The 13289-nt window shown below is 38.0% G+C and carries 15 protein-coding genes; all 15 read right to left on the bottom strand.

The genetic code is table 11. The annotated features are described in order from the left end of the window. Window positions 1-20 precede the first annotated feature (20 nt). The 15 genes from aroH to der all read right to left on the bottom strand — a co-directional run bounded on the left by aroH (window position 21) and on the right by der (window position 13233). Window positions 21-395 carry a chorismate mutase gene (aroH, locus tag ACI3K6_RS00315; RefSeq protein WP_435553237.1) on the bottom strand — a complete coding sequence of 125 codons (375 nt, stop codon included), beginning with the start codon at window positions 393-395 and terminating at the stop codon, window positions 21-23. Window positions 396-408: 13 nt separating this feature from the next. Further along, a complete protein-coding gene (gene aroB / locus ACI3K6_RS00310; protein WP_435553236.1) occupies window positions 409-1482 on the bottom strand; it encodes a 3-dehydroquinate synthase in 1074 nt (357 codons plus the stop codon). Then, window positions 1482-2654: a chorismate synthase gene (gene aroC, locus ACI3K6_RS00305; RefSeq protein ID WP_435553253.1), complete on the bottom strand. Its 1173-nt coding sequence runs from the start codon at window positions 2652-2654 to the stop codon at window positions 1482-1484. Before aroC ends, aroB begins: the two co-directional genes overlap by 1 nt. Before the next feature lie 167 nt (window positions 2655-2821). Next, window positions 2822-3268: a nucleoside-diphosphate kinase gene (gene ndk, locus ACI3K6_RS00300; protein ID WP_335481431.1), complete on the bottom strand. Its 447-nt coding sequence runs from the start codon at window positions 3266-3268 to the stop codon at window positions 2822-2824. A 216-nt stretch (window positions 3269-3484) separates the two neighbouring features. Further along, a complete protein-coding gene (gene hepT, locus ACI3K6_RS00295) occupies window positions 3485-4450 on the bottom strand; it encodes a heptaprenyl diphosphate synthase component II (protein ID WP_335481433.1) in 966 nt (321 codons plus the stop codon). Window positions 4451-4493: 43 nt separating this feature from the next. Next, window positions 4494-5198 carry a demethylmenaquinone methyltransferase gene (locus ACI3K6_RS00290; RefSeq protein WP_335481435.1) on the bottom strand — a complete coding sequence of 235 codons (705 nt, stop codon included), beginning with the start codon at window positions 5196-5198 and terminating at the stop codon, window positions 4494-4496. A gap of 4 nt (window positions 5199-5202) precedes the next feature. Further along, entirely contained in the window at window positions 5203-6015 is an 813-nt protein-coding gene (locus tag ACI3K6_RS00285) for a heptaprenyl diphosphate synthase component 1 (protein WP_435553235.1), read from the bottom strand. A gap of 218 nt (window positions 6016-6233) precedes the next feature. Further along, complete coding sequence (gene mtrB / locus ACI3K6_RS00280) at window positions 6234-6467, bottom strand: trp RNA-binding attenuation protein MtrB (RefSeq protein ID WP_335481439.1); 234 nt, start codon at window positions 6465-6467, stop codon at window positions 6234-6236. A 32-nt stretch (window positions 6468-6499) separates the two neighbouring features. Continuing rightward, window positions 6500-7066: a GTP cyclohydrolase I FolE gene (folE, locus tag ACI3K6_RS00275; protein WP_335481441.1), complete on the bottom strand. Its 567-nt coding sequence runs from the start codon at window positions 7064-7066 to the stop codon at window positions 6500-6502. Between the two features lie 144 nt (window positions 7067-7210). Next, a complete protein-coding gene (locus tag ACI3K6_RS00270) occupies window positions 7211-7483 on the bottom strand; it encodes an HU family DNA-binding protein (RefSeq protein WP_335481443.1) in 273 nt (90 codons plus the stop codon). Window positions 7484-7811: 328 nt separating this feature from the next. Next, complete coding sequence (gene spoIVA, locus ACI3K6_RS00265; protein WP_335481445.1) at window positions 7812-9290, bottom strand: stage IV sporulation protein A; 1479 nt, start codon at window positions 9288-9290, stop codon at window positions 7812-7814. A 302-nt stretch (window positions 9291-9592) separates the two neighbouring features. Then, entirely contained in the window at window positions 9593-10303 is a 711-nt protein-coding gene (locus tag ACI3K6_RS00260) for a hypothetical protein (protein ID WP_435553234.1), read from the bottom strand. 38 nt (window positions 10304-10341) lie between these two features. Further along, the gene (locus ACI3K6_RS00255) at window positions 10342-10527 is read right to left on the bottom strand and encodes a DUF2768 domain-containing protein (RefSeq protein WP_335481449.1); all 186 of its coding nucleotides are present in this window, start codon (window positions 10525-10527) and stop codon (window positions 10342-10344) included. A 326-nt stretch (window positions 10528-10853) separates the two neighbouring features. Continuing rightward, a complete protein-coding gene (locus ACI3K6_RS00250) occupies window positions 10854-11903 on the bottom strand; it encodes an NAD(P)H-dependent glycerol-3-phosphate dehydrogenase (protein ID WP_335481451.1) in 1050 nt (349 codons plus the stop codon). Window positions 11904-11922: 19 nt separating this feature from the next. Then, window positions 11923-13233, bottom strand: coding sequence for a ribosome biogenesis GTPase Der (gene der, locus ACI3K6_RS00245; protein ID WP_335481453.1), 1311 nt, complete (start codon window positions 13231-13233; stop codon window positions 11923-11925). Window positions 13234-13289 lie beyond the last annotated feature (56 nt).

The following is a 13289-nucleotide window of genomic DNA, read 5'->3' as shown; positions in this document are numbered from 1 at the left end:
CTCCAATTCAAAAAAATATTTTATAGGGCTAAGCTATTTGGCAGGTCTGGTCTTAGTACCTTTGCTCCATTTAAATATACATGTTTTATTTCAGATTGAGGTAATTCAGTATTTAAATGGATCATGATACGCACACACATTTTTAGTGCATTAGGAACAGATATCTCTTGCATACACATAACTGGAACATATGTCCACCCTTCAAATTTTCGTAAAGCCCTTGCTGGAAAAGCAGCAGTCAGATCATTAGTAGTTGAGATAAACACAGAAGCAACAGCTTCGGCTTGTATATCATTTACTTTTATTAATGCAGCAACTAGTTCCTCAGTCGCAGAAATAATGATATCCAGATCATCCATGTGAACCGTGGTTGCTCCTCTAACCCCTCTAATCATGAGATTCCTCCCCTCAGTTGAAATGATTTAGATTGTCTAATATGACGGTATCCGCTATTTTTCTTAAAACTGGCTGTCCTACTTGTTCAAGTAACACAAAATGGACAGACTCCCCAATCGATTTTTTATCCTGCTTCATTTTATCCAATAATTTTTCATTGGTAAGATGATTAGGAAAAACGGTTGAGTAACCAAGTTTTTCAACCCATTTCTTAAATTCTTCTACATTAAACGAAAGACCCAGTAACTGATTACTTAACTTTAATGCGAAAATCATTCCAATCATGACAGCTTCACCATGGGTAAAATTACCATATCCCATTTCTGCCTCAATCGCATGTCCCAACGTGTGACCAAAATTTAAAAAGGCACGAACCCCTGTTTCTTTTTCATCCCTGCTGACAAATGCATTTTTAATCTTAATACCCTGGTTTAAAGAATAGGACAACTGTTGTTGATTTAGCTGATTTAAATCACATATATTCGTTTTCAGCCATTGATAAAAATCCGCATCATAAATAAGAGCATGTTTAATAACCTCGGCAAACCCCGAGCGAATTTCACTAGGAGGGAGGGTTTTTAAAAAATCCAAATCATAAAAAACTGCCTCAGGTTGATAGAATGCACCAATCATATTTTTACCTTGAGGATGGTTGATTGCCACCTTACCACCAACTGCACTATCATGAGCTAAAATAGTTGTCGGAATTTGGATAAACGGGACACCTCGCATAAAAGTAGCCGCCACAAATCCTGATAAATCTCCAATTGCTCCTCCACCAAATGATAATACAATCGATTTTCGATCTAGACGGTTTTCAAGTGCAACAGTAAGGGCTTCATAGTATACTTCGAAGGTTTTGGCTTTTTCACCGGTTGGAGCCGTAAAAACAATCGGATTCCACTTTCCCAGAACACCTAACAGACGCTGAAGATGCAGCTTAGAAACGGTTTCATCTGTTATAATTAATATTCTAGTTAAGCTATTAAAATGAGTCTGTAAAAAAGAACTTAGTTCTTTAATAACACCTTCCCCCACAAAGGCATTGTATTGTTTTGACTCAGCTTGGATTTGAATAGTCTCCATTAAAATTCCCTCACATATTCTCGCTGCTTTTGAATCTCACTCGCTAAGGTTTCGAAACGGTCGCTATAAAACTGGTCGATTAATGCATTGGCAAGCTCCCAAGATACTACACTTTCTGCAACGACAGCTGCAGCTGGAACCGCACAACTGTCTGAACGCTCAATACTTGCAGAAAAAGGTTCTTTTGTTTCAATATCCACACTCATTAATGGTTTATATAAAGTAGGAATAGGTTTCATAACCCCACGAACAACAATCGGCATTCCAGTTGACATTCCGCCCTCAAAACCGCCAAGCCTATTCGTTTTACGAGAATACCCCTTCCCTTGTTCCCATATAATTTCATCATGCACTTCACTTCCAGGCTTTCTTGCTGCCTCAAAGCCGATTCCAAATTCAACACCCTTAAACGCGTTGATACTAACAATTGCCGCTGCAATTTTTGCATCTAATTTTCGATCGAAGTGAACATAACTACCGACTCCTGCTGGCATTCCTGTCGCAACTACCTCTACTATTCCACCGATAGAGTCTCCATTTTGTTTCGCTTCATCAATGGCTTGCATCATTTTTTGCTCAGCATTCTCATCAGCAGTACGTACTGGTGAATTTTCTGTAATTTCCTTCAATTTCTCCACGGAAAGTCCCGGGTTAATACTGGCCTTAATTCCGGCTATTTCCACTACGTAACCTACTACCTGAATCCCCAATAAAGATAATAGTTTTTTTGCAACGGCACCTGCCGCTACACGTACGGTAGTTTCCCGAGCCGAAGACCGCTCAAGGACATTTCGCATATCCCTGTGGCCGTATTTCATGGCACCGTTTAAATCAGCGTGTCCAGGACGAGGGCGGCTGACTTTTCGTTTTACTTCTTCCTCAAGCCCTTCATCAAGAGCTTCGGATCCCATAATTTTTGTCCAATGTTTCCAATCATTGTTCTTTACGACAAGGGCAATCGGTGAACCGAGCGTTTCACCGTGTCGAATTCCGGACATAATTTCGGCCGTATCCTTTTCAATTTGCATTCGTCGTCCCCGGCCATAGCCTTTTTGTCTTCTCGCTAATTCCTCATTTATGTCCTCAACCGTGATTGGCATTCCAGCTGGGAAACCTTCGATGATTGTCGTTAATTGCGGTCCATGGGATTCACCAGCTGTTAGGTATCTTATCGCCATTCTCTTTCCCCCTTCAACTCATTAAAGAATTATGTATCAATATAACATATCATGATGAAGAATCATAGTAGAACAATTCAGAAAATAGGTGTAAATTTTTATAAATGCGCTTACAAAAAAAAGCACTTGTATTTAAATACAAGTACTTTTTATGTGCTAGATTAATAAATCCACTCGTTAACAAGCTTTGCATATTCGGTTAACTCAGCTGTGTTAAAGAATAAACCGATTTCGCGTTCTGCACTTGCCGGGGAATCAGATCCGTGAATAACATTCTTACCAACAGTTATTCCAAAATCACCACGGATTGTACCAGGGGCAGCATCTTTAGGATTCGTTGAACCCATCATCTGTCTAGCAGTTGCAATAACATTTTCACCTTGCCATACCATTGCAAAAACAGGACCTGAAGTAATAAAATCCACTAATTCGCCAAAGAACGGACGCTCTTTATGCTCTCCATAATGCTGTTCAGCAAGTTCAGCAGGTATTTGCATTAATTTAGCTCCAACTAGTTGAAAGCCCTTTCTTTCAAAACGTGCGACAATTTCACCGATTAAATTGCGCTGTACACCATCAGGTTTAATCATTAAAAATGTTTTTTCCATTTGCTCCACTCCTAAACCATATGTATGATTGTAGTCTCTACAACCCACGAAAAATATTACCATTGTTTTGAATATTTCGCAACACAGAAAAGCGGAAGCGCCTTGGTCAGGGGCTGGAGCTAGACAACATAGAAAAGCTCCAGCACCTAAGTCAAGGGCTGGAGCAAAACCATTCTCGATATCCAATTAAGGAGCTCTTCCCGATACGGTTAGAAATTAGGATTTACGGCGGCCAATGTTTTTGGCGATATCGTAAAGTGCTTTTCTTGCTTTGTTTTGTGGTAACTCGTCTAAAACAGCAAGTGCTTTATTCAAATATAAATCACTTAATGCAAATGATTTTTCAATTGCACCTGATTGTTTGATCATTTGAATAATCTCTTTCATTTCATGAGGTTTCGTTGTTTCATTTACCGTTGAAATTTTACTTTTAATTTGCAAATCCTGCTCCATAGCAAACAGTGCTGGGGCAGTGATGTTTCCATGCAAAAGGTCACTGCCAGCAGGCTTCCCCAAATCCTTTTCCGTTGCAGTAAAATCCAAAATATCATCCGTAATTTGAAAAGACATACCGACATAATAACCATAACGGAATAATTTTTTATGGACGGATTCTTCAACACCTGCTGCAATGGCTCCCAATTGACAGCTAGCGGCAATTAACAAAGCGGTTTTACGCTTGATTCTTCGCAAATAATCACGAAAATTTTGATCAAACCGATATTTATCTTTAATTTGTTGAATTTCTCCTACAGTCACTTCGACAATCGTATTAGATAGTATTTTGTGTGCGAGCGGACTTTTGACATTTGTCATAAGCTCAAGTGCAAGAGCAAAGACAAAATCACCCGTATACATAGCGATTTGACTATCCCATTTCGATTTTACGGTTGGCTGTCCTCTGCGAAGGTCGGCATCGTCTATTACATCATCATGGACCAAGGAAGCCATATGTATGAGTTCAAGAGCTACAGCTACATCTTTCATAATGTGAATATCATAATGACCAAATTTCCCTGCAAGCAAAACAAAAACAGGACGAATTCTTTTTCCTCCGGCTTGTAGTGTGTGCATTGATGCTTGTTTTAGAAGAAGAGAATCAGTATGGATTGTCTCTCCCAGTTTTTTTTCAATTAAGTTAATATCCGAATTCAAAAATGAATACATCATTTTTAATTTCATTTGTATTCACCTGACTTTATCCTGTCTTTGTTTCCGTTTTTATCTATTTCTTATATCCAATATGAACAGCAGCTGCCCCACCGCTATATGCTTTATACTTTACTTCGTTGAAACCGGCTCTTTCAAATAATCGCGCCAATTCTCTCATTCCAGGAAAATCACGGGCTGATTCCTGAAGCCATGAATATTCTTTATAGCTTTTTGCAAATAACTTTCCAAAAAAAGGCATGATGAAACGGAAATAAAAATAAAAAAGTTGTCTATAACCAATTAAGGTAGGTTGAGAGGTTTCTAAACAAACAACGAGCCCGCCCGGTTTAACAACACGATGCATCTCTTTTAGTACCTCGAGGTAGTCAGGAACGTTTCTTAAGCCAAAACCGATTGTTACGTAGTCAAAACTATTATCCGGAAACGGTAGATCCATAGCATTTCCATGAACTAATTCTGCTTGTTTAAGACCTAACTTCTTTATTTTTTCTGCCCCAACATTAAGCATGTTTTGACTAAAATCAAGGCCAATCACCTTGCCATTCGGCCCCACAGCATCTGCCATTGCAATCGTCCAATCAGCAGTTCCACAGCATACATCAAGGGCTTTTGAACCAGGTTTTACATCCATTCTAGTCATAGTGTCTTTGCGCCATTTTATATGCTGTTGAAAACTGATTACAGAGTTCATTTTATCATAGTTTTCGGAGATTTTTTCAAATACATGATGAACTCGTTCTTCTTTTGATTGCTGCATGAGTTTACCCTTCTTCCACGATTGTTTTTGCATAAGGCTGATGTTGAGTTAATAAATTCGTTACTCTCTTACTCAAAAATTCATTGACAAAAGGAATATGCTGAAGGCCTTTTTCAATGACTCCTTTGGAGATCTCTAGATAATGGTCACACACGTTCAATAGTTGTTGTTTTTGTTCATGGGATAATTCCCCGAAGTTGTATTCTGAAACTGGTACAACTATTTTCTTTAAAGACTCAAATAGAAGTGAAGACTCCTCACGGATAAACTGGTATTTCTCTTTAAGTAACCGCTTAAAGAAAAAGAGATGAATGATTACATCTTTCCAGATATCTGCCTTAAAATATTCTGTGAACCTGACAATAATGGAACTCTCAATCATCTTAAGACTTGTCATTAATGTTTCTATTTCCTTAGAATCTTTATGATAAACCGAGATTTTGTTTTCATTAACTTCCTTTATACCTTGGGATAATGCTCTTATCAGCATAATATTTTCTGACTCTGCCAGAAGTTTATAGTATAATCCGCTGTAATAATCACCCGTTAGCACAGTAAGTTCCCGGGTTTTATCGTCTACTTTATACTTTGAGATATGTTCATGTGTATCCAACGCAATTTGAATAAGCATGGTTGAATGGGCAAAATTCTCCATTTCATTATACGGAACTTTTAACCATTCCATAATAGATATAAGAATTAAGAGTTTATCTTCATCAATCAACGGTGTTTCAATATATTTTAGCAAGTAAGTGTCAAAAACACTTTTTTCGACTTTCTCTTTAACGGATATAAATTTTTGTCGAATATCCTGCATTTTCATCACCCTTGCTTCCCCGAAGTAATATTTATATGTATGTTTACTGTTCTAATTTTTATATAACTACTAAATCTTAAAGATAAAAAATAATTCTTTATTAAAACAAGGCAGAAACCATTATAACATAAAAGCAAGTATAGGCACATAAATTTACAAAATAAATATACTTCCAGCTTGTTTGAATGTGAATAAAAGGTTATTGATTTATTTTTCCCTTATTTCTTGATTTCACTTTCAATTTCTCCAAATTGAGTTAAGATTTTTGCATTTCCCCTAATTTTGATGGCAGACGTATGCTCTGTAAATTGGGCAATTAATACTTCACCTTTATCGAGCTTTTCTGAATGATGAAATCTCGTATCAGATCCCCTCGTTAAGCCAATAACATTTACACCATCTTCACTTGCTTTAATAACTATATATTCACCATTTTGCTGACGTTTTTCCATAAACATCACTCCAAACAAAAAATTCTATCTTATTAAGCTTTAATCAAATTGAGTATCTCAGAGCGGGCGATTGGATTATCCGACAAGTTTCCACGAACCGCCGTTGTCACAGTCTTTGAGCCCGGTTTTTTAACACCGCGCATGGTCATACACATATGTTCCGCTTCCACCACAACCATAACCCCATGAGGATCAAGTTTTTCCATTATACTGTCTGCGATAGTAGATGTAATACGTTCCTGTAATTGTGGTCTTTTTGCCACGGCTTCTACTGCCCTTGCCAGCTTACTTAAACCTGTAACACGGCCATTTTTTGGAATATAAGCCACATGTGCTTTACCAAAAAAAGGAACAAGATGATGTTCACACATTGAATAAAATGGTATATCCTTAACTAATACCAATTCTTCATGATCTTCACTAAATATGGTTTCAAAATGGAGCTTTGGATCTTCATTTAAACCACTAAAAACTTCTTCATACATTTTTGCTACTCGTTTTGGTGTATCAAGCAATCCTTCGCGATTTGGATCTTCACCGATTGCCTCTAAGATTAAGCGTACAGCTTGCTCTATTTGAACGCGATTTATTTCTGCCACAATAATTCCCCCTATGCTAGTCAATTCATATTGACAAATACATATTAGCATACTAGCTGACATACAGGCAAAAAAGAAAAAGGCCATGGAATTTTTCCATGACCTTAGCTCTTAAGCATTCGCTTAAAGCAATAATTTATGTAATTATTTTACTGCGTCTTTAAGCGCTTTACCTGGTTTGAAAGCAGGAACCTTGCTTGCACCGATTTCGATCTCTTCTCCTGTTTGAGGATTACGACCTTTACGTGCAGCACGCTCACGTACTTCAAAGTTACCAAAACCGATAAGTTGTACCTTATCACCAGTTTTTAAAGCATCTAAAATTGCATCAAAAACAGCATCAACTGCTTTTGTAGCGTCCTTTTTTGAAAGCTCACTAGCTTCAGCAACTGCGTTAATTAGTTCTGTCTTGTTCATGCCTTTCACCTCCTCCCAAAGAATTTTCGATAAATAATAATACTTATCTACATTTCTAAACAATTTTTCTAATTTCTATACGTCATAGTGTTGTTTTATTACCAAAGTTATACAATTTTTTTCTTTAGAAGATATAATCTACCGTTTTGGATACAACCCTTTAAATAAAGGCATTACTACAACGTAAGTCTGTTAAAAGATTATCATAATCAAATCAGCATATCAAGAAGAAATCAAGAAATTATGGTAATCTTTTCTTAAGTTCGTCAAAATTCTACTAAATTTGCCTACTATAATAAAAAAAAGACTCCAAATCTGGAGTCTGGATTTATAGTATGATGGCAATTAGGCCGCCAGAACCTTCGTTGATGATCCTTTCAAGTGTTTCCTTTAATTTATATCGTGCATTTTCTGGCATTAAAGATAACTTTCCATGGATTCCTTCACGGACAATCGAACTTAAACTACGGCCGAATATATCAGAGTTCCAAATGGATAGTGGGTCATCCTCGAAATCCTGCATGAGATAGCGAACCAGTTCTTCACTTTGTTTTTCCGTTCCAATGATTGGGGCAAACTCTGATTCTACATCTACCTTGATCATATGGATGGAAGGAGCAACCGCTTTTAATCTTACCCCGAATCTGGCACCCTGGCGAATAATTTCCGGCTCCTCCAAGCTCATATCTGCGAGTGAAGGTGAGGCAATGCCGTAGCCAGTTTGTTTAACCATTCTCAGCGCATCGGCAATATGATCATATTCTGCTTTTGCGTGGGCAAAATCCTGCATCAGTTCAAGGAGATGATCCTTCCCTCTAATTTCAACCCCCACAATTTCTTTTAAAATATCATCATATAATTCATCCGGCGCCATTAAATCAATTTCAGCTACTCCTGAACCCATTTCAACACCTGCTAAACCAGCTCTTTCAATAAATTCAAACTCGCTGAATTGTTGAACTACCCGGTCGACATCTCTTAATCTCTTGATATCTTTTACTGTTTCTTTTACTGCATCCTGATAGCTTTCACGCAGCCAATGATTCTCCCTTAACACCATCACCCAGCTTGGAAGATTGACATTGACTTCAAGTACCGGGAATTCATAAAGGGCTTCTCTTAACACATTAAGCACATCATTTTCTCTCATACTTTCAACACTCATAGCAATGACAGGAATGTCATATTTTTCTGCCAAGTTTGAACGTAAGGTCTCTGTACTTGGATGGTAAGGTTGGGCACTATTTATAACCATGATAAACGGTTTTCCCACTTCTTTAAGTTCTTCAATCACGCGCTCTTCGGCTTCAATGTAGTTGCTTCTTGGAATTTCACCGATTGTGCCATCCGTAGTCACTACAACCCCAATGGTGGAATGCTCCTGGATTACCTTTCGTGTTCCGATTTCAGCAGCTTCATGAAATGGGATCGGTTCCTCATACCATGGGGTGTTAATCATTCTTGGGCCATTTTCGTCTTCATATCCTTTCGCCCCTGGGACGGTATAGCCCACACAGTCAACAAGTCTAATATTAACATTTAACCCCTCATCAACATGAACCGTAGCCGCCTGATTGGGGACAAATTTAGGTTCAGTGGTCATAATAGTTTTTCCTGCTGCACTTTGTGGCAATTCATCCTGTGCCCTTGATCTTTCCGCTTCACTCGCTATATTCGGTAATACAACAAGCTCCATAAATTTTTTAATAAAGGTTGATTTTCCAGTTCTAACTGCTCCTACTACTCCTAAATATATATCGCCGCCTGTTCTCTCGGCAATATCCTTAAAAATATCTGCCTTTTCCAAGTGATCCCCTCCTGATCATAGAGTAAAGTGGGATAAATTCATCCATATAGGTATTTTTGGATAGTATATGTTTATGATGTTGTCCTATCATGTTATGACACTTTTATAAAAATTTTTACCCCCTTATAAAAAATAAAAATTCACAAGAAGCTGTTATAATTCGTGCCATAGCTTTTTGGGGAGGGTTTCCATTTATGTTCACAGGATAGATATTGTCATCTATCACCGAACCAATTTTCCACAAAAAAACCCTTCTCCTACAATATATTTCTTCGGAAAAAGGTTATGACAAAATATATATTCTATTCTTCTAAAAATACTGGTTCATTTGTTTTAGCATCGACCGAAAGAGGAAGCGAAAATGCCGGTACAAACATTGAGTCGTTTGTAAGTATAGAACGGATATCTTCACCCGGCTTAACTCTATTGTTCCCATTTCTAAGGGCCTTGTATAGGTCAGGCCGATAATCTATATAGACTTGGGCTGAACCATTTATCACAAACGATAGATTCTGATTGGTAAAAGGGCTTTCCACTACAGGTTCACTTTTATACCCCAGTTTTTTAAAGTCAAGAGAGTAAACATTATTGGCAAGTTGCTTTTTATAGGGCGGATACCCCATTGCCTTTATTCTTAGATTTAGTTCACGTATGGTTTCGGCCATTCTAAGGTCAAGTAGTTTGACAGTTGGATTGGTTTCTACATCGATTAGGACATATTGAAAAATGCCTCCATTTTCATATGCATTTCCCGGTGGTTCAGCCATATATTTTGGTGTAATTTTTTTAAAGTCAATCGGATATTTTTGATAAATCGGTGTATCCGCTTCCTTTGTTTTAATGGGCAAAATTCCCCCATTGTCCTTTCTAAACTCATCCACTGCAGTTTGGACTGCTTGAATTTGGTCTTTATATGGTATTTGGTTTTTAGCCAATTCTTCCTTCGGATACATGCAGCCGGATAAGAGAAAAACGGATAGTACCATGAAGCATGCGAGCCATTTCCAATTCATAAAATCACCTAATTAATTATTTATTTATTAATTTTCGTTTATGTAAAAAAAACAATTAGTAAAGTTAATCCGGCAATAATCATAAAAATATAAGCCAAAACAGCTGTTATGATTTTAAAGGCTCCTTTTAATTTGAAACGACTTACATATATGGTGACGATAGCCAGCACCATAAAGCCCATTCCGGCAATCGAGATCCAATTTTTCAACATGCCTGGTGTCATTTTTAAACTCCCCCTTTTTTCGTCTGCTATTATACCATAAGAAATACTGTTCTTAAAAAAATAGGCTCTTTTGACTCCCGTCCAATTAACAGGGGAAACAGCTCAACAATGGGCAAAATAAAAAGCTGAAGTAGAAAGGGGCGTTTTCTACTTCAGCTAAGACTAAATAACCCATACTCCTGGCGTCAAACTACCATGTTACTTCGTTGCATTGTATGCATGTAAAAGGTAAAGGGTATCATCTTACGCCTATTTTCTTAGAGAAATGTCAGATATTATTTTGCAGGTATATCCCAAGCATTCATTTCATTCTTTTTTTTGGATCTTTATACATTTCTTTCATCTAGGATATTTACTAAATCTTCCAGTTCGTTTCTTTTTCCGCGAGCCATTAAAACATCTACGCCATCCTTTGGATCCTTACCGTTAAATAAGACGTCATAAAGGGCAGAGGTAATCGGCATTTTCACATCATACTTCTCGGCAAGCTGATAGGCAGCTTTGGTGGTTCTTACACCTTCAACAACCATTCCCATGCTGTCCAGGACCTCTTCTAGACTATGACCCTTACCTAACATGTTTCCTGCTCTCCAGTTTCGAGAATGAACGCTTGTACAGGTAACGATTAAATCCCCAATCCCTGTTAAGCCAGAAAAGGTTAAGGGATTGGCTCCCATTTTCGTACCTAAACGGGCGATTTCAGCTAATCCCCTTGTCATTAAAGCTGCCTTGGCATTGTCTCCATAGCCTAAGCCATCTGTGATTCCTGCGGCAAGTGCAATGATATTCTTTAATGCACCTCCGATTTCTACCCCGATCACATCAGAGTTTGTATACACTCGGAAATTTAGATTTATAAATAAATCTTGAATTTTCTCAGCAGCAGCCATATTTTCGGAGGAAACAGTCACTGTTGTTGGATGGCGTAAACTTACTTCCTCAGCATGGCTTGGCCCAGATAAGACGACAACATCCTTCAAGTAATCCTTAGGCATTTCTTCTTTAATAATTTCCGTAATACGTAACAGCGTATTGGGCTCAATCCCTTTACTTACATGAGTAATGACAATCGGTTTGAAAAGAACCTCTCGGACCCTTCCCAACACTTCTCTAATCGCTTTTGTCGGTACCGCTAAAACGACATTTTCGATACCGGATAATACATCACTCAAGGATCCATATGCCACGATTAGTTCAGGGAGGATAATTTCAGGCAAATACTTTTTATTTGTATGAAATTGATTAATTTCTTTTACCTGTTCCTCATCGTGGCTCCATAAACGTACTTCATGGCCATTATCCGCCAACACCATAGCCAGAGCAGTTCCCCAACTGCCTGCACCTAAAACAGCTACTGCAGCTTTTTTTCCCTCCATTACATTACACCGCCTTCAGTTATTTTCTTTCTCTTGCGTATATTTTTATTGGTGTTCCTTCAAACCCGAATGCATCCCTTATACGATTTTCAAGAAATCTCTCATAGGAGAAATGTAATAATTCCGGTTCGTTTACAAAAACAACAAATGTAGGAGGCTTTACAGAAACTTGGGTGGCATAATAAATTTTAAGACGCTTCCCTTTATCTGTAGGTGTAGGGTTCATTGCCACCGCATCCATAATAATATCATTTAAAACGCTGGTTTCTACACGCATAGAATGATTTTCACTAACCTGGTTAATCATCGGCAGCAGTGTATGAATCCGTTTTTTCGTTTTAGCGGATAGGTATACAATAGGTGCATAACTAAGGAATAAGAAATGATCCCTAATAGTTTGTTCAAATTCCTTCATGGTCTTTTCATCTTTCTCAATAGCGTCCCATTTATTCACCACAATGACGACTGCTCTGCCAGCCTCATGAGCATAACCAGCAATTTTTTTATCCTGCTCGATAATCCCTTCCTCAGCATTAATGACAACCAAAACAACATCAGATCGTTCAATGGCTCTCAAAGCACGGAGGACACTGTACTTTTCGGTATTCTCGTATACTTTTCCTTTTTTTCTAATACCTGCCGTATCGATGATCACATATTTTTGATCATTATACGTATAGGGTGAATCCACTGCATCACGGGTTGTCCCAGCTATATTACTGACAATGACACGATCTTCTCCAAGTATCGCATTGACTAAGGAAGATTTTCCAACATTCGGCCGCCCAATTAAAGAAAACTTAATGACATCTTCATCATATTCCAGTTGTTCATTTTTCGGAAAGAATTTCGCGGCTTCATCCAAAAGATCTCCTAATCCTAATCCGTGTGAACCAGAAACAGGGAAGGGTTCACCAAAGCCTAATGCATAAAAGTCATATAACTGCTCTCGCATCTCAGGATTATCAATCTTATTAACCCCTAAAACAATCGGTTTCTTTGATTTGTAAAGGATTTTGGCAACTTCTTCATCAGCTGCCGTGACTCCTTCTCTTCCGTTTGTTAAAAAGATAATAACATCGGCTTCATCAATCGCCACTTCTGCCTGTTGACGAATTTGTTCTAGGAACGGCTCGTCACCAATATCAATTCCTCCCGTGTCAATTATGTTAAATTCGTGTGTCAGCCATTCACCTGAGCTATAAATTCGATCCCTTGTCACGCCGGGAATATCCTCGACAATGGATACCCTTTCTCCAACAATCCTATTAAAAATTGTAGACTTGCCCACATTTGGTCTGCCTACAATGGCAATTACCGGTTTCACCATATGATCGCCATCCTTTCTATTCTATTATTTATGCAAGTTGGCTTCATGATTCTTCA

It is taken from the genome of Neobacillus solisequens (assembly GCF_051233465.1).
Classification (GTDB): Bacteria; Bacillota; Bacilli; order Bacillales; family Cytobacillaceae; genus Neobacillus.
The sequence above is the reverse complement of the archived record's forward strand: the minus strand, read 5'-3'. Positions and strand labels throughout refer to the sequence as shown.

Coding starts and splice junctions, on each gene's coding strand:
- aroH (WP_435553237.1), bottom strand. CDS start 395: ATGATTAGAGGGGTTAGAGGAGCAACCACGGTTCACATGGATGATCTG.
- aroB (WP_435553236.1), bottom strand. CDS start 1,482: ATGGAGACTATTCAAATCCAAGCTGAGTCAAAACAATACAATGCCTTT.
- ndk (WP_335481431.1), bottom strand. CDS start 3,268: ATGGAAAAAACATTTTTAATGATTAAACCTGATGGTGTACAGCGCAAT.
- hepT (WP_335481433.1), bottom strand. CDS start 4,450: ATGAAATTAAAAATGATGTATTCATTTTTGAATTCGGATATTAACTTA.
- ACI3K6_RS00290 (WP_335481435.1), bottom strand. CDS start 5,198: ATGCAGCAATCAAAAGAAGAACGAGTTCATCATGTATTTGAAAAAATC.
- ACI3K6_RS00285 (WP_435553235.1), bottom strand. CDS start 6,015: ATGCAGGATATTCGACAAAAATTTATATCCGTTAAAGAGAAAGTCGAA.
- mtrB (WP_335481439.1), bottom strand. CDS start 6,467: ATGGAAAAACGTCAGCAAAATGGTGAATATATAGTTATTAAAGCAAGT.
- ACI3K6_RS00270 (WP_335481443.1), bottom strand. CDS start 7,483: ATGAACAAGACAGAACTAATTAACGCAGTTGCTGAAGCTAGTGAGCTT.
- ACI3K6_RS00260 (WP_435553234.1), bottom strand. CDS start 10,303: ATGAATTGGAAATGGCTCGCATGCTTCATGGTACTATCCGTTTTTCTC.
- ACI3K6_RS00255 (WP_335481449.1), bottom strand. CDS start 10,527: ATGACACCAGGCATGTTGAAAAATTGGATCTCGATTGCCGGAATGGGC.
- ACI3K6_RS00250 (WP_335481451.1), bottom strand. CDS start 11,903: ATGGAGGGAAAAAAAGCTGCAGTAGCTGTTTTAGGTGCAGGCAGTTGG.
- der (WP_335481453.1), bottom strand. CDS start 13,233: ATGGTGAAACCGGTAATTGCCATTGTAGGCAGACCAAATGTGGGCAAG.